At 50.0% G+C, this 26,944-nt stretch carries 28 protein-coding genes; 15 read left to right on the top strand and 13 right to left on the bottom strand.

The window, feature by feature from the left end:
* Window positions 1-450: 450 nt before the first annotated feature.
* The 3 genes from Q4E40_RS11890 (at window position 451) to Q4E40_RS11880 (ending at window position 5,300) form a co-directional block, all read left to right on the top strand.
* Window positions 451-1,410 carry a ribonucleoside-diphosphate reductase small subunit gene (locus Q4E40_RS11890; protein WP_188500856.1) on the top strand — a complete coding sequence of 320 codons (960 nt, stop codon included), beginning with the start codon at window positions 451-453 and terminating at the stop codon, window positions 1,408-1,410.
* A 351-nt stretch (window positions 1,411-1,761) separates the two neighbouring features.
* Complete coding sequence (locus Q4E40_RS11885) at window positions 1,762-4,140, top strand: ribonucleoside-diphosphate reductase subunit alpha (RefSeq protein ID WP_303412398.1); 2,379 nt, start codon at window positions 1,762-1,764, stop codon at window positions 4,138-4,140.
* A 137-nt stretch (window positions 4,141-4,277) separates the two neighbouring features.
* Window positions 4,278-5,300, top strand: coding sequence for a hypothetical protein (locus tag Q4E40_RS11880; RefSeq protein WP_303412397.1), 1,023 nt, complete (start codon window positions 4,278-4,280; stop codon window positions 5,298-5,300).
* Between the two features lie 378 nt (window positions 5,301-5,678).
* On the opposite strand, the gene Q4E40_RS11875 is transcribed toward Q4E40_RS11880, so the two are convergent.
* A complete protein-coding gene (locus Q4E40_RS11875; RefSeq protein WP_303412628.1) occupies window positions 5,679-6,110 on the bottom strand; it encodes a hypothetical protein in 432 nt (143 codons plus the stop codon).
* A gap of 643 nt (window positions 6,111-6,753) precedes the next feature.
* Window positions 6,754-8,214 carry an Ig-like domain-containing protein gene (locus tag Q4E40_RS11870; protein WP_303412396.1) on the bottom strand — a complete coding sequence of 487 codons (1,461 nt, stop codon included), beginning with the start codon at window positions 8,212-8,214 and terminating at the stop codon, window positions 6,754-6,756.
* A 474-nt stretch (window positions 8,215-8,688) separates the two neighbouring features.
* On the opposite strand from Q4E40_RS11870, the gene Q4E40_RS11865 reads away from it, so the two are divergent.
* From Q4E40_RS11865 to Q4E40_RS11840, 6 genes are all read left to right on the top strand, one after another.
* Window positions 8,689-9,075, top strand: coding sequence for an Hsp20/alpha crystallin family protein (locus Q4E40_RS11865; RefSeq protein ID WP_303412395.1), 387 nt, complete (start codon window positions 8,689-8,691; stop codon window positions 9,073-9,075).
* Between the two features lie 822 nt (window positions 9,076-9,897).
* Window positions 9,898-10,203, top strand: coding sequence for a hypothetical protein (locus tag Q4E40_RS11860; RefSeq protein ID WP_303412394.1), 306 nt, complete (start codon window positions 9,898-9,900; stop codon window positions 10,201-10,203).
* A gap of 39 nt (window positions 10,204-10,242) precedes the next feature.
* Window positions 10,243-10,992 (top strand): hypothetical protein, encoded by a 750-nt coding sequence (locus Q4E40_RS11855; RefSeq protein WP_303412392.1) that lies wholly within the window; start codon window positions 10,243-10,245, stop codon window positions 10,990-10,992.
* Between the two features lie 8 nt (window positions 10,993-11,000).
* Window positions 11,001-11,699 (top strand): alpha/beta fold hydrolase, encoded by a 699-nt coding sequence (locus Q4E40_RS11850; RefSeq protein ID WP_303412391.1) that lies wholly within the window; start codon window positions 11,001-11,003, stop codon window positions 11,697-11,699.
* Between the two features lie 38 nt (window positions 11,700-11,737).
* Complete coding sequence (locus Q4E40_RS11845; protein WP_303412389.1) at window positions 11,738-12,142, top strand: septal ring lytic transglycosylase RlpA family protein; 405 nt, start codon at window positions 11,738-11,740, stop codon at window positions 12,140-12,142.
* A gap of 117 nt (window positions 12,143-12,259) precedes the next feature.
* The gene (locus tag Q4E40_RS11840; RefSeq protein ID WP_303412388.1) at window positions 12,260-12,619 is read left to right on the top strand and encodes a hypothetical protein; all 360 of its coding nucleotides are present in this window, start codon (window positions 12,260-12,262) and stop codon (window positions 12,617-12,619) included.
* 192 nt (window positions 12,620-12,811) lie between these two features.
* Here Q4E40_RS11840 and Q4E40_RS11835 read toward each other — a convergent pair whose 3' ends face one another.
* The 6 genes from Q4E40_RS11835 to Q4E40_RS11810 form a co-directional block, all read right to left on the bottom strand.
* Window positions 12,812-13,567: a ZIP family metal transporter gene (locus Q4E40_RS11835; RefSeq protein WP_303412385.1), complete on the bottom strand. Its 756-nt coding sequence runs from the start codon at window positions 13,565-13,567 to the stop codon at window positions 12,812-12,814.
* Window positions 13,568-13,573: 6 nt separating this feature from the next.
* Window positions 13,574-14,308, bottom strand: coding sequence for a class I SAM-dependent methyltransferase (locus tag Q4E40_RS11830; protein ID WP_303412383.1), 735 nt, complete (start codon window positions 14,306-14,308; stop codon window positions 13,574-13,576).
* Window positions 14,309-14,471: 163 nt separating this feature from the next.
* Complete coding sequence (locus Q4E40_RS11825) at window positions 14,472-14,774, bottom strand: hypothetical protein (protein ID WP_303412381.1); 303 nt, start codon at window positions 14,772-14,774, stop codon at window positions 14,472-14,474.
* Between the two features lie 101 nt (window positions 14,775-14,875).
* Window positions 14,876-15,457, bottom strand: a complete 582-nt coding sequence (locus Q4E40_RS11820) for a hypothetical protein (RefSeq protein WP_303412380.1) — start codon at window positions 15,455-15,457, stop codon at window positions 14,876-14,878.
* 51 nt (window positions 15,458-15,508) lie between these two features.
* Window positions 15,509-16,366 (bottom strand): carboxylating nicotinate-nucleotide diphosphorylase, encoded by an 858-nt coding sequence (nadC, locus tag Q4E40_RS11815; RefSeq protein ID WP_303412379.1) that lies wholly within the window; start codon window positions 16,364-16,366, stop codon window positions 15,509-15,511.
* Window positions 16,367-16,432: 66 nt separating this feature from the next.
* A complete protein-coding gene (locus Q4E40_RS11810; RefSeq protein ID WP_303412378.1) occupies window positions 16,433-16,855 on the bottom strand; it encodes a DUF4783 domain-containing protein in 423 nt (140 codons plus the stop codon).
* A 317-nt stretch (window positions 16,856-17,172) separates the two neighbouring features.
* On the opposite strand from Q4E40_RS11810, the gene gpmI reads away from it, so the two are divergent.
* The 3 genes from gpmI (at window position 17,173) to Q4E40_RS11795 (ending at window position 20,912) form a co-directional block, all read left to right on the top strand.
* On the top strand, window positions 17,173-18,705 hold the full coding sequence (gene gpmI / locus Q4E40_RS11805; protein WP_303412377.1) for a 2,3-bisphosphoglycerate-independent phosphoglycerate mutase: 1,533 nt from the start codon (window positions 17,173-17,175) through the stop codon (window positions 18,703-18,705).
* A gap of 1 nt (window position 18,706) precedes the next feature.
* Entirely contained in the window at window positions 18,707-19,282 is a 576-nt protein-coding gene (locus Q4E40_RS11800; protein WP_303412376.1) for a hypothetical protein, read from the top strand.
* A gap of 136 nt (window positions 19,283-19,418) precedes the next feature.
* A complete protein-coding gene (locus Q4E40_RS11795; protein WP_303412375.1) occupies window positions 19,419-20,912 on the top strand; it encodes a M43 family zinc metalloprotease in 1,494 nt (497 codons plus the stop codon).
* Between the two features lie 13 nt (window positions 20,913-20,925).
* On the opposite strand, the gene Q4E40_RS11790 is transcribed toward Q4E40_RS11795, so the two are convergent.
* From Q4E40_RS11790 to prfA, 4 genes are all read right to left on the bottom strand, one after another.
* Complete coding sequence (locus Q4E40_RS11790; RefSeq protein ID WP_303412373.1) at window positions 20,926-21,351, bottom strand: secondary thiamine-phosphate synthase enzyme YjbQ; 426 nt, start codon at window positions 21,349-21,351, stop codon at window positions 20,926-20,928.
* A 299-nt stretch (window positions 21,352-21,650) separates the two neighbouring features.
* On the bottom strand, window positions 21,651-23,021 hold the full coding sequence (locus tag Q4E40_RS11785) for a hypothetical protein (protein ID WP_303412372.1): 1,371 nt from the start codon (window positions 23,019-23,021) through the stop codon (window positions 21,651-21,653).
* A 41-nt stretch (window positions 23,022-23,062) separates the two neighbouring features.
* Window positions 23,063-23,458 (bottom strand): hypothetical protein, encoded by a 396-nt coding sequence (locus tag Q4E40_RS11780; protein WP_303412371.1) that lies wholly within the window; start codon window positions 23,456-23,458, stop codon window positions 23,063-23,065.
* Window positions 23,459-23,583: 125 nt separating this feature from the next.
* Window positions 23,584-24,657 carry a peptide chain release factor 1 gene (gene prfA / locus Q4E40_RS11775; RefSeq protein WP_303412369.1) on the bottom strand — a complete coding sequence of 358 codons (1,074 nt, stop codon included), beginning with the start codon at window positions 24,655-24,657 and terminating at the stop codon, window positions 23,584-23,586.
* Between the two features lie 136 nt (window positions 24,658-24,793).
* Here prfA and Q4E40_RS11770 point away from each other — a divergent pair, with 136 nt between their 5' ends.
* From Q4E40_RS11770 to Q4E40_RS11760, 3 genes are all read left to right on the top strand, one after another.
* A complete protein-coding gene (locus Q4E40_RS11770; protein WP_303412368.1) occupies window positions 24,794-25,468 on the top strand; it encodes a Tll0287-like domain-containing protein in 675 nt (224 codons plus the stop codon).
* Between the two features lie 152 nt (window positions 25,469-25,620).
* Entirely contained in the window at window positions 25,621-25,941 is a 321-nt protein-coding gene (locus Q4E40_RS11765; RefSeq protein ID WP_303412366.1) for a thioredoxin domain-containing protein, read from the top strand.
* Window positions 25,942-25,944: 3 nt separating this feature from the next.
* Window positions 25,945-26,187, top strand: a complete 243-nt coding sequence (locus Q4E40_RS11760) for a DUF6952 family protein (RefSeq protein WP_188500833.1) — start codon at window positions 25,945-25,947, stop codon at window positions 26,185-26,187.
* Window positions 26,188-26,269: 82 nt separating this feature from the next.
* On the opposite strand, the gene Q4E40_RS11755 is transcribed toward Q4E40_RS11760, so the two are convergent.
* A complete protein-coding gene (locus Q4E40_RS11755; protein WP_303412363.1) occupies window positions 26,270-26,878 on the bottom strand; it encodes a TetR/AcrR family transcriptional regulator in 609 nt (202 codons plus the stop codon).
* Window positions 26,879-26,944: the final 66 nt, after the last annotated feature.

The raw sequence follows: 26,944 nt of genomic DNA, 5'->3' as shown, positions 1-26,944 counted from the left end.
TTGACAGCCGCCTCCGAAAACCGCGTTTTCCACAGCAGCCAGAAAATCCAGACAGCACCCATCTCCTGCAAAGGAGCTCAAATGGCAAACTTTTGGATTTTACCCCGCTCACAACGCCCCAAATACCCCAGTATGCACTCGGTGGTTGCACTTTCCTTCACTTAACAATGAATTAATATTTCATTTGCTATATTTAGGACATTATATATGTTAACATTATCATGTTAACAAGGCTGTTGATTTCGACCCAATTTTCAGAAAATCAACTACTTAACAAAGTGTTAATAAATTGAACAACTTTAGCCCGCCAATTCAAGTTCTTATCCCTATATTTGAAATCCTGTTATCTCAAACGCATGCATCACAAGGTGCACTGTCTATTGAGTTTGACATCAGATAAAACAGCAACGAAGTGTCGCTGTAAGTTTAAAAACATTAAAGTTTACGAGCATGGAGCCAATACTACAAGAGAACCCAAATCGCTTTGTTTTATTTCCGATACAGCACGACGAGGTGTGGCAAATGTATAAGAAGGCAGAAGCCAGCTTCTGGACTGCCGAGGAGATTGACCTGTCGCAGGACCAGAAAGACTGGGAGAACCTGAACGACGGTGAACGCCACTTCATCAGCCACGTACTGGCCTTCTTCGCCGCCTCCGACGGCATCGTAAACGAGAACCTGGCCATCAACTTCATGCAGGAGGTGCAGCTTCCGGAGGCGCGCTGCTTCTATGGCTTCCAGATCATGATGGAGAACATCCACGCGGAAACCTACTCCCTGCTGATCGACACCTATATAAAGAAGCAGTCAGAGAAAGACTACCTGTTCAATGCACTGGAGACGGTGCCGTGCGTGAAGAAAAAAGGCGAGTGGGCCCTGAAGTGGATCAACAGCGAGAACTTCACCGAGCGCCTGATCGCTTTTGCAGCTGTGGAAGGTATCTTCTTCTCCGGTTCTTTCTGCTCTATCTTTTGGCTGAAGAAGCGTGGCCTGATGCCTGGTCTGACGTTCTCGAACGAACTGATCTCCCGCGACGAAGGCCTGCATTGCGACTTCGCCTGCCTGCTCTACTCTATGCTGAACGAGAAATTGCCTGAGAGCCGTGTGCTTGAAATCATTGGCGACGCAGTGGAATTTGAGAAGGAGTTCGTGACGGACGCACTGCCGGTAGATCTGATCGGCATGAATGCCAAGCTGATGAGCCAGTACATCGAGTTCGTAGCCGACCGCCTGCTTGTGTCGCTGGGCTGCAGCAAGCTCTACAACGCCACCAACCCGTTCGACTTTATGGAGATGATCTCGCTGCAGGGCAAGACCAACTTCTTCGAGAAGCGCGTGGGCGAGTACCAGAAAGCCGGCGTGATGGGCGACAAAGACAAAAACGTTTTTTCGCTCGACGAGGACTTTTAAGAATCTGAAATACTTAGTAAGTTTAGGAAATAACAGGGAGCCGGGCGACAGGTCCGGCCCTTCCCGAACTACCTTATACCATCCGGACGCAGGTATAGCCGCCCGCGCCAGTGCCTGCAACCCCGGACCCTATACCTGGCAACAAGCGCCGGACGGAGCATTCGCCTCCAAGCTTGTGAGAGCAATTGACTTTAGCTTTTAAACTATAGTATTTCAACGGATTGCGTATATATTAACGTATTTCCCTATGAAAATATTAGCATGTATCATCCCGCTATACCTGTAGCGGATCTCTTATACCTATACCTTATAATTAACCCGGGCATTTGACTCCCGCTAAATGTATACGCTATGTTAGTAGTTAAACGAGACGGCCGACGCGAATCCGTCAAATTCGACAAAATTACCGCACGCATCGAGAAGCTGTGCTATGGTCTGAACATGGACTATGTGTCGCCGATTGAGGTGGCCAAAAAAGTAATTGACGGCATTTATGACGGCGTAAGCACGATAGAGCTGGACAACCTGGCGGCAGAGACGGCTGCGTCGCTCACCACCAAGCACCCGGATTATGCAGTGCTGGCCGCCCGTGTGGCCATCTCGAGCCTGCACAAGGTAACGAGCAAGTCGTTCTCCAACACCATGAAGCGCCTCTATACCTACGAGGACCCGAAGACGGGCGAGAACGCTTCCTTGCTGGCCAAGGATGTGTACGAGATCATCCGCAAGCACGCCAACACGCTGGACTCGACCATCATCTACGACCGGGACTACAACTACGATTACTTTGGATACAAAACGCTGGAGCGCTCATACCTGCTTCGCCTTGATGGCAAGATCGTGGAGCGCCCCCAGCATATGTTGATGCGTGTGGCCGTGGGTATCCACAAGGAAGACATCGAATCTGCCATCGAGACTTATAATCTCATGTCTGAGAAGTGGTTTACGCACGCCACACCAACGTTATTCAATGCCGGCACGCCAAAGCCGCAGCTGTCCTCGTGCTTCCTGCTCACCATGCAGGACGACAGCATACCAGGCATCTACGACACACTGAAGCAGTGCGCCCAGATCTCGCAGAGCGCCGGCGGTATCGGCCTGAGCATCCACAACGTGCGTGCCACGGGTTCTTACATCAAAGGCACCAACGGCACCTCTAACGGCATCATCCCGATGCTGAAGGTGTTTAACGACACGGCCCGCTACGTGGACCAAGGTGGTGGCAAGCGCAAAGGCGCTTTCGCGATCTACCTGGAGCCATGGCATGCCGACATCTTCGAGTTCCTGGACCTGAAGAAGAACCACGGCAAGGAAGAAAACCGCGCCCGCGACCTGTTCTATGCTCTCTGGACGCCAGATTTGTTCATGAAGCGTGTGGAGCAAAACGGCGACTGGAGCCTGTTCTGCCCGAACGAGGCACCTGGACTGGGCGACACCTGGGGACAAGACTTTGAGCGCCTGTACGAGAAGTACGAGCGCGAAGGCCGTGCCCGCAAAACGGTAAAAGCACAGGACTTGTGGTTTGCCGTGCTGGAGTCTCAGATCGAGACAGGCACACCGTACATGCTGTACAAGGATGCTGCCAACAGCAAGAGCAACCAGCAGAACCTGGGCACTATCAAGAGCTCCAACCTCTGCACCGAGATCATGGAGTACACCAGTCACGATGAAGTGGCGGTGTGTAACCTGGCTTCCCTGGCATTGCCACGCTACGTGAAGGAGGAGAACGGTCACAAGGTGTTCGACCACCAGAAACTGTTCGACGTGACCTACCATGTGACGCTGAACCTGAACAAGGTAATTGACATCAACTACTACCCGGTACCTGAGGCGAAGAACTCCAACATGCGCCACCGTCCGATCGGTTTGGGTGTGCAGGGGCTTGCCGATACTTTCATTGCGCTGCGTATGCCGTTTGAAAGCGACGAAGCCAAAGGCCTGAACACAGACATCTTCGAGACGATCTACTTTGCAGCTATGACGGCTTCCAAGGATCTGGCCAAGAAGAACGGTGCTTACGAGACATTCAAAGGTTCGCCACTGTCAGAAGGGAAATTCCAGTTTGATATGTGGGGTGTTACACCAAACAGCGGACGTTGGGATTGGGAAGAGCTGCGTCAGGAAGTAGTGAAGCACGGGGTACGCAATTCCCTGCTGCTGGCTCCAATGCCGACTGCCTCTACTGCGCAGATTCTGGGTAACAACGAATCGTTTGAGCCTTATACTTCTAACATCTATGTGCGTCGCGTGCTGTCAGGCGAGTTCATGGTGGTGAACAAGCACCTGCTCAAAGACCTGATCGGCCTGGGTCTGTGGAATGACAAGATGAAGAACGCCATCATCGCAGCCAACGGTTCGGTGCAGGACATCCCGAGCATCCCGCAGAACATTAAAGACCTGTATAAGACGGTATGGGAGATCAGCCAGCGTACGGTAATCGATATGAGTGCTGACCGCGGTGCTTACATTTGCCAGAGCCAGTCGCTGAACCTGCACGTGATGAACGTGAACTTCGGCAAGCTGACTTCGATGCACTTCCACGCCTGGAAGAGAGGCCTGAAAACAGGTATGTACTACCTGCGCACCAAAGCCGCTGTAGACGCTATCAAGTTCACAGTAGAGAAACAAGCCGCTGAGACGCTGGAGCCAGTTTACAACCAGGATCAGAATCGCAGCGACATGGCCTGCAGCCTGGATGACCCGGACTCTTGCGAAGCTTGCGGATCGTAACATAACTGAAGAAGGAGGGCTTAGTGTCCTCCTTCTTTTTTGCTCTAATTACATACACCCTGTGTTACCACTGGCTCTCCATCAGTGGGTAGAATACTGATGTCCCAATCTAACGAACTAATAAGTAAATAAAACGGATGAAAATAGTATGCTTCATAGGGAGCGGATTTAACAATATGGCGGCAGGCATAGTTAAGTCACAAAATATTTATACAAAAGAAGGTATTCCCCTTCATGAAGAGATTAGCAGATTAAATAGGCTTTGGGGTCACCTTGACCTGCTTCTGTCTCCATTCAACAATATTATTACTACCAAGCACGGAGAAGAACTTCTAGAAGCAGTAGTTGGCATTCAAAAAGCATATAATAAATTTATTGGAAGGGGAGATGATAGTCCAATTGATGCTGCTGAGTTCTCCGCTCGAATTAAAGGAAGGATGCAGGAAGTCGGGGAGCAATTTATAAAATTTGAAGCTAGCGGCGGTTATTCATATATACACAATGCACTACCTAATTTGGGAAGATCTATTCAGTACTTGCTGAAGAACAGAGTTGAAAATTTATATTTATGCACTACAAACTATGATGGAATAATTGATAGCTTATTCACATATTACTGTAAAGATGAGTCAAAAAGAAAATTTATACTGAAAGATGGGTTTATACACGGACGCTTTGATGATTGGCTTTTCAGAAAAGCGAATTGTAAAATAGCTCATTTACATGGTTCATATAGATACTTTAGAGATATCGATAGTACCCGAAAATTAGATAAGGGTGTCGCTAATCATAATCCAGTAATGATCTATGATGATCCTAATTGTAAGGAAGCAGCCATCATAGAGGACCCTGTACTCTCAGCAAACTTTCTGGAGTTGGAGCGTCAACTAAAAGTATGTGACAAAGTTATCACAATAGGAAATTCCTTTAAGACTGAGCCACATCTAAAACGGCTTCTCCGTACTCATTTCAATAGACCTAATACGCAATTAGTAGTGTGTTCTAACAAGCCTAGTGAGGTGGCTTCGGTTTTAGAGACTTGCTACGACTATCAAATTAGTCAGTACTCCACAGAGCACGTAAAATCAGAAAAAGACTTAATAAAGCTGTTTGATCAACTATTGATTAGTGCAGGCGAAAATTGGCTTGCTACAGCATGATTTGCATCAACACAAATCCCACAGACGTCGCGGCGTCTTTACACCCCACGGACCCACAAGTGTCTGACCCCACCAACTACCTTTCCGCGAAGCAACAGCCTTTCCACCAGAAGCTCGCGGGACCTTCGGAAACCGCGAGGTCTTTTTGAGCCAAAGTTCCTACTGACGTATAAGGCTAAGCTCTTACCTCTGTCAATATAAATTAAAGCATAGTGGTGACCTGAAATCCACAATCAGACTTTATCACCCCCATATACTACCTCTGCTATCATCCTTGCTAGAATCTACTGTTTGGCCGTTAGCCACATGACCCAGCGATTAAAAACCAAAAGCCCCTGACAAATATCAGCGGCTTCATGACGAATAGAGCTTACAGGACTAAATAGAACTGGCAGCAGCTGACACCCGGGAGGGCTCCAGCAACCACTTCATCGCTTCATTTTCATCTTCAAAATCCCGAAGCTCCAAAGGGGAATCAAACGTGTATCCTTTGTTAATCATAACCCCAACAGCCTCGCGATTTGTTTCGTACTTTGAAGGTATACGGGCTAAGCGCTTCAAAGAACTTTTAGCCATTTGCGGGACATGCACTTCCAGGCTCCATTTTAGGTCTGCAGGCGATATATTATCCATCAGGCGATCATCAGCCAGCCACTTCGTCAGTGAAAAACGGTTAATCATATCATGGCAAAGCAGGTAAGCTTCTCTGAGCTCAGCGCCATGCAGACGGCCAAACCATTCGGCTTTACCAAGCCTATTTGCCCTGTCATAAGAAAGCTTGACAAAGCTGTTTTGAAAGTAAAGTTGCATCAAGAGAATTCCCTCTCAGGTAGTTAGTTAGTATTGTAAATAAGGCTTAGAGCGGCTGAGGTTTCAGATAATAGCAGGGAGAGGTTTGCTCAAGTTAAGCTTACTTTAGCAGAGGCCGCGTTTCTTGCAGCCAAGCCGTAGCAGCTCCAGCACTATCATAACCTCTTAGCATCCTGTTTACCAGAATTACCAGGTCGTTCTGAAAGTGACTGACCATTAGTAAGCCTTCCCTTCAACTGCATCTGAGTTGCAAATATACTCAGTTACTGTATACAAGCAATACCTGAAATTGCACTTTTGCTTTGGCTCGAACTCACAGACATATACTATGGTGGAGATTGTCGATTTGGCAAACCAGTAAGAGCTTCAGGGCATGGCGCATAAAGACTGATTACCAAGCATAAAATAAGGTGTACAAGTAACGAATTGCCCATATGAAGTACCGGGCACCTGTGTGGGGATAAAAAAATTGTATAGTAAAAATATAATTATGCCTGCATTTCCTTCAATTACCCATGCTGTCTGTAACAAGTGCACCCTTATGCAGTCTCCCTGGTGACCATGCAAGATCCCACCTCCTAGCAAAACAAAAGGGACCAGCCTTACAGGCCAGTCCCTTCATTATCGGCAGGTAAAACTTAAATTAGCGCTTCACGAAGCGGAACACTTCTTTTTGTGTGCCGGAGATCACTGTGACAAAGTAAATACCTTGCTGCAACTGCTGCACAGGCAACACTACCTGGCGCTCTGACGGATTATTAACTGTCAACAGCTGCTTTCCGGCCATATCCGCCACGGCAATTGTCACCTGCTCGTCAGAAGAAGCCAGTCTTACTGTAATATCACTGGTGGCCAAAGTAGGGTATACAGTTGAAGAAGATACTAGCGTCAGGTTCACAGCTACGGTTTTAGAGTATTCAAATGCTCCATCAAAGTCAATTTGCTTCAGGCGATAGTAGTTTGTGCCACTTGTTGCTTTTGTATCAAGGAAGCCATAGTTCTGTGTGAGTGACGTAGTACCTACCTTGCTTTCCACGAAAGCTATCTTCCTGAAGTTTTTGCCATCAGTTGACACTTCTACTTCAAAGCCTTTGTTATCCAGCTCAGAAGCCGTCTTCCAGCTAAGCTGAACGCCATCTTCGGTAGATTGTGTCTTGAAAGAAACCAGTTCTACGGGAAGGGAGACGATCTCCTGAGAAGTTACGAAAAGAGATGACTCATCATAGCATACAGTGGCATTAGGGATGATTGTAGCCTGAAAGTACGTATCACCTCCAGGCATGGATGCTATTTGAAGTGATGCAGGTGAAAGCACAGGAGCTTCGGTAACTCCTAATTCAGTAACCACACCAGTAACCGCGTTCACGGATTGCCATTTTATACTCACAGCATGCCCCTTGTCGATAACTTCTGAGTTGACCTTAATTATACCTGGCTTACCTGGTTCGTAGCTTTGCTTTACAAATTCCGTGTTTGCAAAAGATTTTTGCAAGAATACAGCTGTTACAGGCATGCGTGTAGTTTCGCACCCGCTCGGAGTAACAATAGAAACATAATAGGTCCTAGCTTCTGTTGCAGTGTAGCTTGACGTCGTAGCACCTGCGATAGGCTGTCCTCCGATGGACTCTCTATACCAGCGGTAGCTGCCTCGGGCAGGAGCTCCCGACGCAGTCATTGTAGCACGGTTACAACCAGGAGTCGATGAAATAGACAAAGGCCCCACAACCGTAAGCCCGCTTGCTTGTGAGTCCTTATTTGCTGTAGTCGTAACAATGTCAACAGTACCTGCAGTTGCTATCAAGCTAGCAGGGACTGTAATCTGCATTTGGTCTTTTGTATAGGAGTTTACGGCAATTGCTTGACCTTTTACAGTTACCAAGGTGCTTCCATTAAAGTCATTTCCACTAATTCTCGTAATGACCAAATTTAATGGCTGATTTGCTAATGTACACTTAGGTTGTATATCTATCACATCCTGACCCTGAGCAAATGCACCTAGACTAGTTAGCGTTAATGCACACAGTATTAATACCTTCACGAGTTGTAAAGATTTAACTTTGCTAATCGTGAATAGGATGTTGGTAAGTGGGTAAATGTATTTCATAACTTGCTTTCTTATATCCCTATATATGAAAGAAGTATGCCAGCCTATTATAAAACTATTTATTTCTAATAAAGTCCAATAAAATAGGAAACTGGGCACTACCTCTAAAGCGTAAATGAATGTGGATCAATACATTACTAGAAACCATCGAAAAAGTGATCTTTATCATCTATCATAATGGTCCTCAGCAAATAGCCATACATAAGCCGGAATATTTCCATAAATGGGAATAATTGCACCGTTATGGGATAAAAGCCCATCCAAACAACATCGTATTTATTGTATCAAATTTTAGTCACCACAGACTCGCTATACCTGAACCGGTACCACAACATTCATTGAAGTAGAAGAGCTGAAAAGGCCATTTTGACATATGAAAGGCACTTTCCTAGAGGTTTATCAGCCAATTTGACGTTGCAGGCTATTGGCACCTCTTTTGCATCAGTATTCTCTGAAAACTTAGAGAAGAGAGAGATGAAAATTATAAAGGATAAAGAGTTTTTACGAAACATCGCTCATCACATCGACTTACTTAACACAGTAGGTGGCGGTGTGAGCGAGACATATACTGAGATTAGAAAGAAAAAGAAAAGTGCTGTCATCAATGTTTGGGCTGCCAGTGTCAATCCGGAGTCGTTCAAAGTGGTACTGCACCAGAACCAGCTCACTATATTCTCTGTATTGCAGAGTCAGGATAATCCCGAGGTAGCAGTGCCAATGTTTAACCGCATTTTCATGTTGCCTCCACAGATTGACCTGGGCCGCATCGAGGCTTTCTACAAGGACGGTGAGTTGCGGGTTAAACTGCCTTACCATGACGCGGCGCTCCATCCACGACAGATTGATATCCAGCAACTATAAGCTTGTTATCGACGCGGATGTTCATGCCGCCAACCCACCACAGCGGTGATGCCCCACACTGCGTAAAAAGGAGCAAAGACTGACGCCAAATAGGGGTCTACTGCTAATGAGATGATTAATTGGGTTATAAAGGTTAGTACGGCTCCCCAAAAGGCAATTCTGTAATACTTATTCCATTTGTTCATAGTTAGCTGTAAATGAAAATACCCGGCTTCAGGGCCGGGTATTCATTAATCTAAACGCTTCCGCGCGCGATATCTTTTTTTCGACTATAAGCGGCGGGTCGTCTTCCTTCGATATTACTAACGTATAGTTGTTGTTGTTGTCCTGATAATAAATAAGCGTCGTGAGGTCTTCATAGCCTATGCTAAAGATCTTACGAGTCTTGTCACCGTAGTTAAAATAGTGATTGTCTAATTTAATATTCCTTAATAACCTCATAGCCCTACATTCATCTGGTATTTTAACGGGTTCTCACCCTGAAATTGTTTCACATTATAAAAGATGTGCAAGCATATTCTTTTAATCTTACCATAAATTGCACTAATTAGAAACATCTTTACAATGCATTTGGCAACCATATCTATATATGTGCCTGTTAATTAAGGACAAACAGCATGCCAAAACTCATATATACTATCTTAGCAATATGATTAAAGTTTGCCGGACTTAGCAACCGAAGTATACGCGCAATTCTAAATCGCGCTGCGCATGGCAACATATCTGCTTGCTGTTGTTATATTTAAGTGAAGAAGCACACAACCCGGCTACAGCCGCCCACTGCTTCTGAAAGCTAGCTTTTGTATACCTAAATTCGGCAAAATGGCTGAGCAGAAAAGCGACAGGCTTTATGGTCTGTTTTTCTTTATAGTGTTCGAAGTTGTGGTGTTTTTCCTGCTGCGCTATCTGGTGTCCGGCATGGGCATGGATGACCAGTATCAGGCGGAAAATACGATAGTGCCGAATTGGGTAAAAGCCGTTACTTTTATACTATTGTATATATTATGCGTATTGATAGCCGTTGTATTGGTGAGCAATATTGTGCCCAGCAAGCATAGGGGCCAACTGATGAGTTGGGTATACCTGGCACTGGCCGGAATGCTCGTGATGCTCGTGGTTATTTTCTGAACAAGCCTATTTTGAATTACAGCTGAAATCACCCTATACATGAACAAGACAATCTTTGCCCTTTTTGCCTGCTTGTTTTTAAGCCTTGGCCTGCAAGCGCAGGAATACTCTCAGGAAAACTACCAGCCGCAACGCCAGAAGGGCCGGCACTTTCTGCAACTGCGCAACGGCCAGGTGGTATACGGCAACAGGGTCCAGTACAAGTCGCCTATTTTTAAGCAGGATTTCTTCCTGGTTGACGATACGCTCAAGTATTCCCCGGAGCTGGTGGATGTGTATCAGAACAATGATGGCTATTTTGCCAGAGTGGCTGCCGGCAACCGTTTCGACTCTTTTGCCAAGCGAATCATGGAGGGACCGCGCGTCTCTAAGTTCTACACCACTACGATCGATTATGCAGCCATGGGCTACCAGCCGTACGGGTACGGCATGCCACGCACCAGCCGGCGCCGCATTTACTTCTTCTCCAAAGACAACGGCCCCCTGATGACTTTCAACCAGCAGAACCTGGAGCAGGCCTTGGCGGACAACGCTTCCAGCATGGTGCTGATCCAGCGTCACAAGCGCGAGAAGACCATCTCGACAGTGGTAGGTATAGCCGGCGCGGGCCTGCTGACGTACGGTTTGCTTTCGTCTTCCCAGAGCTCTACTAATCCGAATTCTGTTAATGTGTCGCCGGCAGTGTATGCGGGAGCCGGGCTCATAGCCGTGCCGCTGGTTATTCAGCTTTTCCGCAAAGACAAGCTGACACAGGCAGTAGATGTCTACAACTACCAGGTAAAGCATTAACACAGCTTATGCCTGATCTGCTCTTACTCCACGGTGCCCTGGGCGCAGCCAGTACCCTGCAGCCCCTGCAGCAGTTGCTCGCGGCAGACTTTAGAGTGCATACCCCCAACTTCCAAGGGCATGGTGGTAGCGCATTGCCTCAAGGGCCTTTCCGTATGGAGTTGTTTGCAGCGGATGTGCTGCGCTACCTGGACCAACACCAACTGCAGCAGGTCGACATATTCGGGTATAGCATGGGTGGTTACGTAGCGCTATACCTGGCGCTTCAGTACCCGGATCGGGTAGGCCGCATCTTCACACTGGCAACTAAATTTGCCTGGAGCCCTGAAGCAGCTGCGAAGGAAGTCAAAATGCTGCAACCGGAGAAGGTACAGGAAAAAGTGCCTGCTTTTGCCACTGTTCTCGCCGGGCGTCACCAGCCTAACGAATGGCAAGAGGTCATGCGCCGCACAGCCGACATGATGCAACACCTGGGTAGCCAGCCTTTGCTCACTGAAGAAACGCTGTCGCGCATACCTATACCTGTTCGCATTAGCGTCGGCGACCGCGACAACATGGTCAGTCTGCAGGAGACAGCCTGGGCCTACCAGCATCTCCCTAACGCCAGTCTGCAGGTGTTCCCGAACATGCATCATCCTTTGGAAAAGGTTAACTTAAACCAGCTACAGCACGAGATCAGGCAATTCTTTGGGAAAGATGCCGTTTAGGTTTAAATTAAGCTGATCTATACCTATTGCGAATATCTATGCGCTTACAACATTTCTGCGGCACTTTGCTTATTGCTTTTACTTTGTTCACTGCGGGAGCCTGCACTAGCACAAAACCCGCTGCGGGGCAGCGCGGCTATACCGAAGCGGGCAAGGCATCTTACTACAGCAACAAACTGCATGGCCGTAAGATGGCCAACGGAGAGGCCTATAATCGCAGGAAGCTTACAGCAGCCCACCGCACGCTTCCCTTTGGCACTAAAGTGAAAGTCACCAATTTGCAGACGAAGAAATCCGTGAAGGTGAGCATCACAGACCGGGGGCCATTCGTAAAGGGCCGTGTGATAGACCTGAGTGAGGCCGCAGCCAAGCGCCTGGACTACATTAGTGCAGGTATAGCACCGGTAGAGGTGAAGGTGGTGAAGCCAGCCCCTCTACGTTAGCACATGATGTTTATACACTGACCACCTTTGAGACGTTACTTACTGTAATTTTTGAAAAAGCCCCAAATATTCCTATTAATCATTTGGAATACTGTATTTTAAATCATAATTTCGGGCATGCTTAAAAAGTGGAAATCCCTTTCAGTGACAGCTGGTCTTGCAACAATCTTGTTGTTGGGTGTAACTATTACGCCTAGTGCTGCCAACCTGAACAACGGGAAAGCCACAGCTGAAGCAACTACAGTTGGAGCACCTGGCGCCAGCACTACCGCTAGCACAGACGACACAAAGCCCGCTACTCCTAAAAAGCAAAAATCGGTTTTGGATGCTGATGTGCTGGAGAGTCCGCTTTCTTTCTTCAACGACCTTTCTTCCGGATCGGAAGAGGAGGAATCATCTGACCTGACAGTGAAGTCGAGCACGATCGTGCTGGCTCTGAAAGCGCTCGCGGCTACCCTGCTTTCCACCATCATGTAATTTTTCTTTAGACCTCATTGAAGACAGGCTGATCTAGATCAGCCTTTTTTGTTTTTAGGCCGGCGCTATACCTGCCCGATCGCGGCACTAAGCACCAGATGGCCTATCTGCCTAGGGTATAGCATACCCTACCTGAGTTCATTAAACCTATACCTGTTGTAAGACCGCTCTACCTCCTGGCATCAGCTATACCTACATCAGATCCGTGAGCAGGGCCAGGCCCAGCCCAAACAGAGTTGCCAGCAGTTTGTTGCGGTTGAAACGGTGGTCGGGGCTCGTTTCGAAGAGAATGGTGGTAGAAATGTGCAGGAAGTTACCGGCTACCAGGCCTGTCAGCGCAGTAAAGACCAGTTCACCGCCAACATTATCTTTTATGATGTAGTTGCTCACCAGTATACCCAGTGGCGCCCCGATGGCAAATATCAGCAGCCACAAAAAGGCCTTTCGGAAAGAGCCGATGCGCGACATCAACACAGACATCAGTGCAAATGCAGCCGGTATGTGGTGGATGGCTATACCTAGCAGCACCGCATAAAAATTCTCCCCCCCGTGGTGGTGCCCCCCATGTTGCTCGCCACCCTCTACGAGTATACTGCCCTCCAGAAAGGAGTGAATAAACAGCGAGCCCAGCAGCAGAAAAGGCATGGTGCCGGCATGCGCGTGCCCATTGTGGTTGGTATGCATATGCCCGTGCTCCACCCCATGCGAGAAAAGCTCCAGCACCAGCTGCAAAAAGAAGCCGGCCAGCACCCAGTAACCAACACGATGCGGGCTTGCGTTGCCAACCAATACATCGGGCAGCAGGTGCACGATGGTGATGGTGAACAGATAAGCACCACTGAAGGCGAGTGCCATCTTTAGCCAACGGCTGTTGTCTGGCGGAAATACCTTGACGAGGAAGCTGGAAAGCACCACCGTGAAGAAGAGCACAAGTATAGCTATGATCATACCGCGTTATTTTTTTAGCACGAAAATGATGCGCTCACTCTTTTCCGGGTCGAAAGGCTGCAGCTTGTAGTCGCCAAACACCTCACCTAGGCGCAGCTGCGCAATACGGAAGTACTCCATAAAGTTTTCCTGGCGCAAGGCCCGTACACGCTCCTCAAAGCAGTAATCACGACCCTTGTCCTCAAAGCGAATGGTCTTTACTATAAAGTCGTGCTCCACCTTACGGCTGATATCAAACAGAATGCCCTGTATCTCTTTCTGCTCATGCGACACCAGGCGCTCGATGGTACGGTCGGTGTTCATAAAGTCGATGACCAGTTTGCCGCCGTGCTTCAGGTTGGTGGCAGCGGCTTTCAGGGATACCACATTTTCGGTTTCGCTCTCGAAGTAGCCAAAGCTCGTGAACAGGTTCAGCACAAAATCGAATGCCTCGGGTTTGTATACCTCCCGCATGTCGTGCACATCGAAGTGCAGCCGCTCGTTCCCGTACTGCCGGGCGTAGGCAATGCTTTTCTCTGACAGGTCTATACCTGTTACATCGTAGCCTAACTGGTTCAGATAAAGGGAGTGACGGCCTTTGCCACAGGCAAGGTCCAGAATTTTGTGTTGGGGTTTTGGGTGCAGGTAAGCCAGCAGGTTATCCATGAACAGCCGGGCATCGTGATCGTCGCGGTTGCTGTAAAGGATATGATAGTAAGGGGAGTCAAACCAGGTGCTGAACCATTCTTCCTGTTGGGCCATAGGAGCTGCGCAATAGCAATAAGGATGCAAATATACTCTTTTATTTTCGGAACATGGGTATACGCAGCCAACGTTGGCAGGTATAGCAGCCCCTAAAAAAAGTCTGCCGCCACTGCAATGACAGTAGCGGCAGACTTTCTCTTATCAGCGTAAAAGCGATTACTTATTGCTTATCGGCGCCTGCTGGTGAATTCGTTACAGCACCTTCGCGAACGCTGTCGCCTGGCTGTATTGTTTTGGCACCCTGGTCGTGGTTTGGCATAACCTCTTCTTGTGCGCTGTGGCCCTCAGTACCATGTGCGGCAGCCTCACCACCGGCATCAGACACGTTGTAGGTGCCGCGCGTCCCCGGAGGAACTGTATCATTAGACACCTTCGCCTCAGGGCGCAGGTCTTTTGGCGTATCGCACGAAATCATAAACAAACCACAAACTGCGGCGAATACTGCAAGTACGTTCTTATTCATCTCTATTTATAGGTTATAGGTCCTTATTTTAAAACTCTACTGCACAGCGCAGTAGCAAATCCTTTAGTACGACAGGTATACAGGCTTTGGTTTTGAAACCACTAGGCAAGCAGCTCCTTGCGGCGCAGCATCGACTCCAGCAATTTGAGGTCGTTCGGGTTGTTGAAGATGCGGAATGGCATCATTACAAATACCGGCGCCTGAAAGTTTTTGGCCAGCCAGCCTCTCCAGCCGCCAGGCAGTTGCGCAGCTGTAGGAGGCTTCAGCCACAGCAGGTAGGCCTGCCCCTTGCGCTCCACCGACCCGATCATGTCCCAGGTCAGGGCCATGCCTTCGCGCTCGTTGCGCTTCAGCAGGATCTGGCGGGAGTCAATCTCGTAGCTCAGTTTCTCGAACAGCGGATTGCCCTGCTCCATCTGTGTCACACCCATCACCTGAGCCGAACGGAGCAGCACAAAGATAAGCGTAACCAGGATAGCACCTGCTACCCACCACCAGGAAAAGCTAAACACAGCCGGCAGCAGAAACAGCACCAGCGGAATAAGGGCCATCCACCAGTCTTTGCGCCATACCTTGGCCAAAGCTATACCTGTAAAAGTATTTTTCTCCAGTTGGTACTTTTTGGTACGAATGGCATTCGGAGCAGCACCTGACTGCATCCGGTAACGTTGATTCTGTTGCATAAAGAATAAAAAAATAAGCGCCTGTCCTTTATCGGACAGGTATAAGTTCAATTAATAAGCCTTCAGGCTCAGGTCCATGCTCTTGATGGAGTGCGTAAGCGCGCCCACCGAAATAAAGTCAACGCCGCATTTGGCCACCTCTGCGATCGTCGCCTCTGTAATGCCGCCCGATGCCTCGGTTTCGAAGCGATCACCGATCAGGGCCACCGCTTCGCGCATCATCTCCGGCGTCATGTTGTCGAGCATGATGCGGTGGATGCCTCCGGTCTCGAGAGCCTCCTTCACTTCGTCGAGGTTGCGTGTCTCTACCTCAATGCGCAGGTCTTTGCCTTTCTCCTTCAGGTAACGCTGTGTGGCTTCTATCGCTTCGCGTATACCGCCCGCATAGTCCACGTGGTTGTCTTTCAGAATGATCATGTCGAACAAGCCGAAGCGGTGGTTCACGCCGCCGCCAATCAAAACGGCCCACTTTTCCATGATGCGGAAGTTCGGCGTGGTCTTGCGGGTGTCCAGCAGTCTGGCCTTCGTGCCGGCAATCAGCGAGTTCAGGTAGTGGGTATAGGTGGCGATGCCGCTCATGCGCTGCATGCAGTTGAGCACCAGTCGCTCGGCCGTGAGGATGGATTGTGCCTTGCCTTTTACGGTGAGGGCCACATCGCCATACTTCACTTCGGCACCGTCCTGCAGCAGCACTTCTATCTGCAGGTCAGGGTCTACTTGCTTGAAGATATAACCGGCCAGCTCCACGCCAGCCAGTATGCCGTCACCCTTCACCAGCAGCCTCGCCTGGTTCCGGGCATCGTTCGGAATAGAAGCCAGCGACGAGTGGTCGCCATCGCCTATATCCTCGGCCAGGGCGCTGGATATAAACTCGGCTATGCTTTTTTCTGTCAGGTATGATGCTTTCACGGTGCAAAAATAAAAAAAGGCCCGGTATATACCCCGAGCCTTGCTAAAAATATCACTATTATCTTCTTAATCTTTAATGAAATCGATAGAATGTATCAGGAATTTGCCTCCTGCTTCCTTTACACGGATCAAAGTGGTGTAAGAACCGTTGCGATGCGTGTAGGTACCGATCACATAACGCTTGTCTTTTCTCACAGATTCACTCGGCGTCGGGAAGTTGTAGGCAAAGCCGGTAGGCGGGTTTTTGCTGAAAAAGTTCTTCATCACAAACTCTGCCTGGGTCTTGCTGTAGTCGGTAGCCTTCTCATCGGCAAACGACAGACTTACCTTGCTGTCGAAGTGCTTGGCCAGGTCCTTGGCAGAGCCCGCCTTTAGAGCTGCCTCCACTCCGTTGAACACGTCTTTCTGGGCCACAGCCTGTCCGGAAGCGAATAAGGTGGTGACAAAGGCCAGGAAAAGTACTACAGCAATGTTTTTAAAGTTTTTCATAAGGTGTATAAGTAATCTCGCCTCTCTATCTGCCAAAACTATGCCAACAAAAGTCATCAGCAAGTACCTAAATATAAAAGGGATAATCAATATATTCCGATGTAACGGTATAATTATACCTGACGTTACAAAGGCTTGGACTATGCCACGTGCGTTCACCAAATTCGGAACAACAAATCAGCGTTTGCCAGTTGAAGTGAGACATTATTGCTGACGTATGTTACAATTTAAGCATTTCCTGGCAGGCTTCCCAGCATCAAACCACAAATCAGCTTTTTAGGCAGATAAGGCACCACAGATTATCTTATATTTGCACCATGGATAAAAAGGTAATGCTCATGATTCTGGACGGGTGGGGAATCGCCACCCACCCAGAGGTTTCAGCTATTCATAAGGCGCACACGCCCTTTTACGATCACATCATTCAGACGTACCAGCATACCACGCTGCAGGCTTCCGGCGAGGCCGTGGGACTCCCGGAGGGGCAGATGGGCAACTCGGAAGTGGGGCACATGAACCTGGGCGCCGGCCGTGTGGTGTACCAGGACCTGGTGCGCATCAACAAGTCTATTGCCGAGCACAAACTGGCCTCTATGCCGGCCCTGGCAGGCGCCTATACCTTCGCTAAAGAAAACAAAAAGGACGTGCACCTGATCGGTCTGTTATCAGACGGTGGCGTTCACTCTCATATTGACCACCTCAAGGCGCTCTGCACCACCGCCTTCGACTATGGCCTGGACAAGGTATACATCCACGCTTTTATGGATGGCCGCGACACGGATCCCAAAGGCGGCGTGAAGTATATCAACGACCTGGAGCAGCACCTCGAAAACACGACCGGCACTATCGCCTCGATAATCGGCCGCTACTACGCCATGGACCGCGATAACCGCTGGGAGCGCGTGAAACTGGCTTACGACCTGATGGTGCACGGCAAGGGCTCGCCTTCGCAGAACCTGATCAAGTCGGTGCTGGATTCTTACAATGCCGGTGTCACGGACGAGTTCATCCAGCCGATCGTCAAGGTAAACAACGAGCAGCAGCCGATCGCGACCATCAAGGAAGGCGATGTGGTGATCTGCTTCAACTTCCGCACCGACCGTGGCCGCGAGATCACACAAGCGCTTACGCAGCAGGACTTCCCGGAGCAGCACATGCACAAGCTCAACCTGCGGTATACCACCCTGACCAACTACGACGACACTTTCGTGGGTGTGGAGGCTATTTTCGACAAAGACAACCTGAACAATACCCTCGGTGAGGTAGTGGCCAAGGCAGGCCGCAAGCAGATCCGCATCGCCGAAACGGAGAAGTACCCACACGTGACTTTCTTCTTCTCGGGTGGCCGCGAGGTGCCTTTCGATGGTGAGAAGCGCCTGCTGTGCCCATCACCGAAGGTGGCCACCTATGACCTGCAGCCTGAGATGAGCGCCTACGACATCCGCGACGCCATTGTGCCTGAACTGCAGAAGCAAACAGCCGACTTTATCTGCCTTAATTTTGCCAACCCCGACATGGTGGGCCATACCGGCGTGTTTGAGGCGGCAGTGAAAGCCTGCGAAGTGGTAGACCGTTGCGCTGAAGCGGTGGTAAACGCAGCTCTTGGAAGCAACTACGATGTGATCGTGATAGCAGACCATGGCAACGCCGATTACATGATCAATCCGGACGGTACGCCCAATACCGCCCATACCACCAACCTGGTGCCTTGCGTACTGGTGAGCAACGACTACAGAGGCACCCTACGACCTGGTAAACTGGGCGACATTGCTCCTACCGTACTCGAACTGATGGGTATAGCGCAGCCGTTGGAGATGACGGGTGAATCACTTCTTCAGAAAGCGCAGTAAGTTGAGCAGCTACCGCATCATCGGACTATTTGCCCTGCTGGGAGGCCTTACGGCTTGTGAGCGGCCTACTCCGCCGCTCGCAGCGGGGAAGGCGCCGGCCTATGACCTGACTGGTTACCTGCAGGAGCAGACGGCTCGTCTGCAGCAGGAGCAGCCACCGGTGCTCAAGTCGGTGATCACCAAAGGGCAGCCGACTGAGACCATTCAGATAGAGGAAATGGACTGGGAAAAAGAACTGGCCATTTTTCAGGAGGTGGACCTGAGTCGCCCAGCCCTGCGAGACTTTTACAGAGAAGAGCGCCATACCTTGCCCAACGGTAGCACGGTGAGCACCTTCACAAAAGATGCCGAGGCGGCCGCCCCTGTCGACCGCCTGCAGCTTACCGTGTCGCCTACTCAGAAGCTGGAGCGCCTCGAAGCGGTAGTGCTGGAAGAAAATCTGCTGTTCTATTCTAAAAGAAACATCAGCCTGACTGCAGAGCCGGGTACAGGCAATCTGTCCGGCTACCGGGTGGAAGGCGTGCAAAAGCTTGTTTTCGGGGACTCCCTGCGGTATCGCGTGGATGCCAATCTGTAGACAGGCCGGTGCAGGCAGTCTCCTTTTGTCTGATTTCTTCTTTAAGGGCTAAATTCCGTATATTGCTCTACTAAGCCGCTCAAGCCATGCACTTTATCTGCGCTTGTGGGCTATTATGCCTGTTTGATCTGTGCGTATGCGTGTTTATATCTTAGCCCTTCTTCTGGTCTTTGCCTCTGTCCGTTTGGCTTTTGCGCAGACGGCTGAACAGGGGCGTAGTTGTAGCACGGAGGCCTATCTGGAGACGCTGAAACGACAGGACCCGGGCTTTGAGGAGCGAAGCTTAAAAACGCAACAGGCTGTGCAGCAGCTCCTGCGCCAGCGACCTGCCGGCCAGGCCATGCAACAGGCCACCATTACCATACCGGTGGTGTTTCATGTCGTGTATAAGACCGGAAGTGAAAACATCTCGGAGGCGCAGGTGCGTTCGCAACTCGAAGTGCTGAACCAGGACTTTCGCCGTCTCAACGCTGACACCACCAACACCCCCAACTACTTCCAACCGTTCGCCGCCGACAGCCGCATCGAATTTTGCCTGGCCATCGTGGACCCGAGCGGCAACCCAACGACAGGCATCACCCGCACGCAAACGACCAAAGAGAGTTTCAGCTATTTTTCTGACCAGATCAAGTCCTCGGCCAATGGCGGCGTGGACGCCTGGGACACCAGGCTATACCTGAACATCTGGATAGGCAACCTGGGTACCACCAGCATCGGCTATGCCTCTTCGCCGGGCGCCTTACCTGATCGGGACGGCGTGGTGCTGCACTATCGCACAGTGGGAGCGGCCCCGCACAACAACAGCCTGTGGGCCTACAACCAGGGACGAACCGCCACCCACGAAGTGGGGCACTGGCTGGGGCTGAAGCACATCTGGGGCAACGGCATGACCTGCAACGACTCCGATGACATAGACGACACGCCTAACCAGTTCACCCAGACGGATGGCTGTCCGGACGGCATTGAGCTTTCGTGCGACAACGGCCCCTACGGCAATATGTGGCAGAACTACATGGATTATTCGGATGATGCCTGCATGAGTCTCTTCACCAAGGGCCAGGCAGCCTATATGCAAGGTATACTGGAGTCGGCACGTGGGTATCTGTTTGCTTCCACCGCCTGTAGCGGTGAGCTGCGTTCGCGCTTTAGTACTGCCCAGCCCCAGGACACGCTGTTAGCCCCCGGCGACCAGGTACAGTTCCTAGGTTCTTTCTCCGGCTTTAAGCCTACACAGTGGCAATGGGAATTTGAGGGCGGAACGCCGGCCTCATCCACTGAGCAAAACCCAACTGTCAGGTATAGCCGCCCGGGCAGGTATAGCGTCACCCTCACCACCTCCAACGAGAGCTCAAGCCACACCCTTACCAAGGAGGACTACATCTACGTGACCTCCGACAATGTGAAGGTATACCCGAATCCGGCGAAAGGCTATCTCATAGTGGAACAGGCAGCCCATCAGCAAATTCAGCTGGTAGAGCTGCTGAACCGCCACGGACAGGTGATACTGCGCGAGCAGGTGGCGGAAAGAGTCATCAGGCTGGATGTGCAGCACTTACCGGCCGGCATCTACCTCCTGCGCACAACCAGCACCAATGGCGTCGCGGTCACAAAGGTGAGTATTGTAAAGTAGCGGTGTCTATACCTTAAAAACCTTCTCCCTGCAGGGTCACCACCACCGTGCGCTTTGAGGCGTGGTTCCGGTGCTCGCACAGGTATACGCCCTGCCAGGTACCCATATTGAACTCCCCTTTTGAGATCGGCACCGTCACAGAGCTTCCCAGCAAAGCAGCCTTCAGGTGCGCCGGCATATCGTCCGGGCCTTCCAGGGTATGGCGGTAATAGGGCGCGTTTTCAGGCACCATCTGGTTGAAGTGACTTTCAAAATCCTGTCGCACGGTGGGGTCAGCGTCTTCGTTGATGCAGAGGCTTGCAGAGGTATGCTTGATGAAGATGTGTGCCAGGCCCACTTTGTAGTTCTCCAATTCAGGTAGCTGCGCTGTGAGTAGGTCTGTGATCAAATGAAAACCGCGTTTCACGGCCGGCAAGCGTATCTCTTTCTGAAACCACATGTCTTTTTGATTGAGTGATTGAGTGATGGAGTGTATGAGTGATTGGGTGATTTTGATTCGTTGATGAGCGAATGGGTGCTTCAGCGATTGATTCTTCTGGATGACTTACTGAATGGGGCGTCCGTTATGGTTCATACGCGAATATAGCATTAGAGTAAATATAGATACAATCTTCCTGCTTCTTTAAGCATTGTATAATTGATCAAACATGCTCTTCCAAAATTCACTCTATCACTCATAATTCGGATAACATCACTCAATCAAAAATTAACAACTCACTCATTCACTAAATCACCAACTCAATCAACCGTCCGCTCAAAAGCACCCATATCCGGCTTGGTGGAACTGCGGTTTATACCTTTGAAGTCTTTGCCTATACCTGGCAAAGGCAGAGCGGCACCGCTGGCAGGGGAAAGGGTGTCGAGGCGGAAGTCCTGCTTGCGCACATCTTTGAACTTGGGGTCGATGTTGAGCAGGTTGCCGTTCGTGTTAAGCGTGTTTTTGTAGGCATCCGTGCGAAGTATGTTCTTAGATACTTCCGCTGAAATATCGCCCTCCAGCAGTACCTCGTTTGTGTAGTTGGAGCCGTCGCTGTACACGATGCTATTGACCAACCGCAGTTGTGTGGGCTGGTTTCGGATATCGGTGCCAGGTATAAAGTCGGCGACGACAAAGGCAGGTGTCTCGCGCTGCAGCTGGTTCTGGTAGTTGACAATGGTGGAGTAGAGCACCTCATACTTGCCACCGCCCAGCCCGCCGAAGCTGTACTGTCCACAGTTCTGGATCAGGGTATTCACTACTTTCACATCCGAAGTAAAGGCCACAATACCGTCCAAGAACGCATGCTGTATCGCGCAGCCTTCTACCAAAGTGCCTCCCTTGCCCGGATTGCCGATCCGGATGCCGCGTATCGTGTTGCGGATATCGGCATAGCGGATGGTGTTGTTCTGGCTGGCTGTGAGGATGCGTATACCTTCCCACTGACCGGGCGCATTGACATAGGCGAGCTCGCGTCGTATACCTGAAAACGTCACCCGCTCCTCCGGGGTGCCTTGCACCTGCAGCGTGCCGTTGATCAGCAGCACAGCTTTGTTCGTGGCGAAAATGCGTGCTCCTTTCTCAATGGTCAGGGTTGCTCCTTCGCGCAGCAGCAATGTGTCGAGCAGCACGTGCGGTTTGCCTGCCGCCCAGGTGGAAGTACCGATCACACCCTTCTGATGAAACACGGCATCCTGGCCATAGGCTATCAGCTTCACGTTCTGCTGGTTTCCGTTTGTGTGAAACAGAATAGAGTCTGCTACCAGGAAGGGCTGGTTCTGGGCCGCCGGATTGATGTTGACACGCACCAGAATGTAGAGGCTGTCCTTGCCGCGCAGCTCAAGGTTATTGGCGATGGGTGTTTCCTGGCCATTGATGATCAGTTGGTAAGGCGAGGCGTTTGCTCCGCCCAGGCTGATACTGCTGATTCGGACGGCATTCTTCTGAGGGTTGTATACCTTGAGGCGACGCGTCACGCTGCCCTGCGTCACAAACACCGTATCAAACAGCACCGTGTCCGCCGAAAAGTGCAGCACCGCATCCGGGTCATTTGTCACGACCTCATCTTTGGGCTCACAGCCCACCATCGAGAGCAGGAACATGAGGGGCAGTATGGCGAGCAGGTATTTCAAATGAGGGTGATGGCTAAATTGTTGAATTGTTGATGGGTGCTCTATTTTTTAAATTTTAAAGATAACAGACTAATACCTGTTGCGAAGCACATAACAATAGTTAGTCCAGCCACTAAAATATACACTGTCCGATCATCCAAATATAGCAATCCACAGATAACAACAGTTAATGCAATAAGATGATAAATAAGCCTACCCTGCTCAATTGAGTTCTTCTTTTTTAAATTTTTAAAGGTAAATATCTCTTTACCTGAAAATACGATCTCAAACAAAGTAAATGCAGCGTAAAAAATAAATACCACTACTGCTGTTACATACAAGCCGTATTTATTAACCCCAACAGGTATAGCAACTGCCGCTAGGCAAAGTATAACGATGTTATCGACTTTGCTGATACCTTTTAGCCCCCCCTGGCTATATAAGATCAAACTCTTCATACCACTTCTTCCTAGTAATTGCTCCCCGTAGTTACTACCAAGTTAAAACAAAAAAAGGAATGCAGCGCAGCTTCCGGCTGCACCACATTCCTAAATATACCTTGGTCAAAAGTGGGCGGGGGTTATTACGCGGTGGCGCCTTCTTTCAGGCGTTCGGCGTTCTCTGCTATACGCAGCTCTTCCACGAAGTCCTCAATACCGCCATCCATTACGTTTGGCAGGTTGTAGACGGTATAGCCAATGCGGTGATCGGTTACACGGCCTTGCGGGTAGTTGTAGGTACGGATCTTGTCAGAACGGTCGCCGCCGCCTACCATGCTCTTACGCTGGGCTCCTTCGGCTTCGTTCTTCTTGGCCAGCTCCACTTCAAAAATACGCGAGCGTAGTACTGCCAACGCCTTGTCGAAGTTCTTAAGCTGTGATTTCTGGTCCTGGCACTGGGCCACGATACCGGATGGGATGTGCGTCAGACGCACGGCTGAGTAGGTCGTGTTCACCGACTGACCACCCGGGCCCGAAGAACAGAACAGGTCCTTGCGGATATCGTTCATGTCGAGCTCGATGTCAAATTCCTCTGCCTCTGGCAGCACCACGACTGAAGCAACCGAGGTATGGATACGGCCCTGCGTCTCGGTGGCCGGTACGCGCTGCACACGGTGTACGCCCGACTCAAACTTGAGTTTGCCATACACGTCTTCGCCAGACACGCCCACAATAATTTCCTTGTAGCCACCGGATGTACCTTCCGTGGCATCCATCAGCTCCATACGCCAGCCCATCTTCTCAGCGAAGCGGCTGTACATGCGGTAGAGGTCGCCTGCAAAGATAGAGGCCTCGTCGCCGCCAGCTCCTGCACGGATTTCCATGATGATGTCTTTGCTGTCGTTCGGGTCTTTCGGGATAAGCAGCTCTTTCAGGGTATCCTCCATCGCCTCACGCTGCGGAAGCAGCTCGTCCAGCTCTTCCTTGGCCATTTCGCGGAAGTCCTCATCCTTCTCCGTCGCAATAACCTGCTTGGCATTGTCGATGTTGCTCAGGATGTTGAGGTACTTCTTATACTCTACTACTATTTTTTCAAGATCCTTATATTCTTTATTCAGCGACTTGTACTTCTTCATGTCACTGGCCACATCTGGCTGGATAAGCAGGTGGCTTACCTCTTCAAACCGCTGATTAATGGCTTCTAATTTATCTAACATCGCTCTGTTATGGTTTTAAGCTGCAAAGATACTAAATTGGCGTTTAAGTAATAAAACATAAGTGCTGGTTGCCGCTGTAATATTACTTATTTATCCTACTACAAATTTGTATCGAAAGATGTTCAAAGCCCGTTCTTTGCTCGCTACTATAACCCTTGGCACAGCCTTTATAGTTTCAGGCTGCGATGTGAAAGTGAAACCGATAGAAGGAGGGAAGGAAATAGCCCGGGAACTGGAGCGCCACAAGATCAAGCGCCTCACCCAGCAGGACATCCTCAATGCCGCCCAGAAATACGGCGACTCCGTGGTGGTAGTGGCGGAGCGTTTGCATGTCCTTCAGCTGACAGAGCACCTGAACCAGGGAGGTGTAGCAGCCGCCATACCTTACTGCCAGCCTGAAAACTTTGAGAAAGTAGAAGCCCTTCAGCACAAGTTCGGGGCCATCTCGCGCCGCTTCAGTGAGCGGCCACGCAATCCGAAGAACCTGGCCAGGGGAGGCACGGCGCAGGCGCTGAACAGGTATAGCAGTGACCAGGAGCGAGAGGCAAAGGTAGAGGCGCTAAACCAGAACGAGATCCGCTATACCTCTCCGATCTACCTGCGCGACGAGACTTGCCTGAGCTGCCACGGCACGGTGGGTCAGGAGCTAAGCGAGTCTGACCACACCCTGATCAAAGAGAAGTATCCGCAAGACCAAGCCACCGGTTACAAAAGAGGCGACCTGATGGGTATGTGGGAGCTCACGTTCGACAAGATGGACCTGGTCGCCTTCCTCAACGACCAACCCAAGAAAAGCCGCCGCCCACGCTAAACATTCCGCTATCAGGCCTATTTTAGAGCCATACAACCGGTTTAAGGTGACATATGTCACTGCATTTTACGCCCAAAAGCCTTACCTTTGCACTTGGTTTGATCGGGTCTTATACCTGGTCTGATGTTTAAACTTTAAAAGATAAATATACTATGGCTGTAATAGTTGCAACCGATAACGATTTCGATAACGTACTTAACTCAAACCAGAATGTGGTAGTGAAATACTTCGCTGACTGGTGCGGCAGCTGCCGTTTGTTTGCGCCTAAGTTCAAGCGCATGTCTGGTGAAGAAGTCTTTGCCAATGTGGCTTTCGTTGACGTTAACGCCGAGACAAGCCCGGAGGCCCGTAAGGTGGCTGGCGTAACAAATCTGCCTTTCTTCGCCGTTTTCAAAAATGGCCAACTGGTAGACACTGTAGCCGCCAGCAAAGAAGAGGCCGTACGTGATCTGATCAACAAATTGACTGTTTAAGAAATGAAGATACCCGTAATCAAAAAACTAGTAGAAACTCAGTCGCTGGACGCCCTGACGGCGGCCGAGGAGGCACTGATGGAGGAGCAGCCACTTGCCATTGAAGTGGAAGGCGACGACGAAGGCGAGCAACTGACGCACGTGATAGCCGCTGCCTGGATCCTGACCTACATGAACGACAACGGCGTGGACTTTAAGACGGCACTGCGTGAGTACACCAAGAAAGTGCGCGTTTCCATCAGCTAGTCTCGTCTGATAATTATAAAAAGCAGCAGGCCCCGAAACATTATGCTTCGGGGCCTGCTGCTTTTTATGGTATAGTTATTACTTACATATTGGTCCTGGAGAAATACTCTTCTGCCAGCTTTCCGCCCATATCGGTACAAATGCCGCGCACATAGTACAGGTAAATGCTGCGGAACACTTCCGACAGATCGTACTTGGCTGGCGGGAAAGACGCCGGGTTGATCATCATGAAGAATTGCTCCAAAATGATCTTCGTAACCAGTTGCAGGTTGATGTCTTTCCGGAAGTAACCCTGCAGTATGCCCCTGTTCAGGATCTCAGCGTTTACGTGCTGGTTGTTATCGATCACATTCTGCATGCTCATTTGCCAGGCCTCCGGATACTTTTGCAGATCAGCAATGTAGATGGGGTTTATCTGTTTGATCGTTTTAGCACCATCCTGCAGGAGCAGCATAATTTCCTCTACGGGGTTGGTAGCCGTGGAGAGCAGCTCCGTTTGCCTTCTATTCTCCAACTCTATATCGTACAGGATTACCTGTTTCACCATATTCTCGCGGCTCGAGAAAAGCTCATGGAATGTTGACTGACGTATGTCGAGTTTCCTGATCAGATCCGCGTCCGAATTCGCCTCTATCCCTTCCCGCTTAAAAATCTGCAGGAGCTCATCTAATATAGTATCTAAAAAAGTCATTGAATAAGGTAGGTCACCAAGCTGCGCTGTTTAGGACAAGTATCTATATACGCACTAACGGGCCCG

Origin of the sequence: Pontibacter coccineus (assembly GCF_030546575.1) — a bacterium.
Lineage (GTDB): Bacteria > Bacteroidota > Bacteroidia > Cytophagales > Hymenobacteraceae > Pontibacter > Pontibacter coccineus.
The sequence above is the reverse complement of the archived record's forward strand: the minus strand, read 5'-3'. Positions and strand labels throughout refer to the sequence as shown.

Coding starts and splice junctions, on each gene's coding strand:
- Q4E40_RS11810 (WP_303412378.1), bottom strand. CDS start 16,855: ATGAAAAACTTTAAAAACATTGCTGTAGTACTTTTCCTGGCCTTTGTC.
- Q4E40_RS11760 (WP_188500833.1), top strand. CDS start 25,945: ATGAAGATACCCGTAATCAAAAAACTAGTAGAAACTCAGTCGCTGGAC.
- Q4E40_RS11850 (WP_303412391.1), top strand. CDS start 11,001: ATGCCTGATCTGCTCTTACTCCACGGTGCCCTGGGCGCAGCCAGTACC.
- Q4E40_RS11820 (WP_303412380.1), bottom strand. CDS start 15,457: ATGCAACAGAATCAACGTTACCGGATGCAGTCAGGTGCTGCTCCGAAT.
- Q4E40_RS11795 (WP_303412375.1), top strand. CDS start 19,419: ATGCGTGTTTATATCTTAGCCCTTCTTCTGGTCTTTGCCTCTGTCCGT.
- gpmI (WP_303412377.1), top strand. CDS start 17,173: ATGGATAAAAAGGTAATGCTCATGATTCTGGACGGGTGGGGAATCGCC.
- Q4E40_RS11780 (WP_303412371.1), bottom strand. CDS start 23,458: ATGAAGAGTTTGATCTTATATAGCCAGGGGGGGCTAAAAGGTATCAGC.
- Q4E40_RS11890 (WP_188500856.1), top strand. CDS start 451: ATGGAGCCAATACTACAAGAGAACCCAAATCGCTTTGTTTTATTTCCG.
- Q4E40_RS11865 (WP_303412395.1), top strand. CDS start 8,689: ATGAAAATTATAAAGGATAAAGAGTTTTTACGAAACATCGCTCATCAC.
- Q4E40_RS11855 (WP_303412392.1), top strand. CDS start 10,243: ATGAACAAGACAATCTTTGCCCTTTTTGCCTGCTTGTTTTTAAGCCTT.
- Q4E40_RS11835 (WP_303412385.1), bottom strand. CDS start 13,567: ATGATCATAGCTATACTTGTGCTCTTCTTCACGGTGGTGCTTTCCAGC.
- Q4E40_RS11825 (WP_303412381.1), bottom strand. CDS start 14,774: ATGAATAAGAACGTACTTGCAGTATTCGCCGCAGTTTGTGGTTTGTTT.
- Q4E40_RS11885 (WP_303412398.1), top strand. CDS start 1,762: ATGTTAGTAGTTAAACGAGACGGCCGACGCGAATCCGTCAAATTCGAC.
- Q4E40_RS11870 (WP_303412396.1), bottom strand. CDS start 8,214: ATGAAATACATTTACCCACTTACCAACATCCTATTCACGATTAGCAAA.
- Q4E40_RS11790 (WP_303412373.1), bottom strand. CDS start 21,351: ATGTGGTTTCAGAAAGAGATACGCTTGCCGGCCGTGAAACGCGGTTTT.
- Q4E40_RS11840 (WP_303412388.1), top strand. CDS start 12,260: ATGCTTAAAAAGTGGAAATCCCTTTCAGTGACAGCTGGTCTTGCAACA.
- Q4E40_RS11880 (WP_303412397.1), top strand. CDS start 4,278: ATGAAAATAGTATGCTTCATAGGGAGCGGATTTAACAATATGGCGGCA.
- Q4E40_RS11845 (WP_303412389.1), top strand. CDS start 11,738: ATGCGCTTACAACATTTCTGCGGCACTTTGCTTATTGCTTTTACTTTG.
- Q4E40_RS11765 (WP_303412366.1), top strand. CDS start 25,621: ATGGCTGTAATAGTTGCAACCGATAACGATTTCGATAACGTACTTAAC.
- Q4E40_RS11875 (WP_303412628.1), bottom strand. CDS start 6,110: ATGCAACTTTACTTTCAAAACAGCTTTGTCAAGCTTTCTTATGACAGG.
- Q4E40_RS11830 (WP_303412383.1), bottom strand. CDS start 14,308: ATGGCCCAACAGGAAGAATGGTTCAGCACCTGGTTTGACTCCCCTTAC.
- prfA (WP_303412369.1), bottom strand. CDS start 24,657: ATGTTAGATAAATTAGAAGCCATTAATCAGCGGTTTGAAGAGGTAAGC.
- Q4E40_RS11860 (WP_303412394.1), top strand. CDS start 9,898: ATGGCTGAGCAGAAAAGCGACAGGCTTTATGGTCTGTTTTTCTTTATA.
- Q4E40_RS11755 (WP_303412363.1), bottom strand. CDS start 26,878: ATGACTTTTTTAGATACTATATTAGATGAGCTCCTGCAGATTTTTAAG.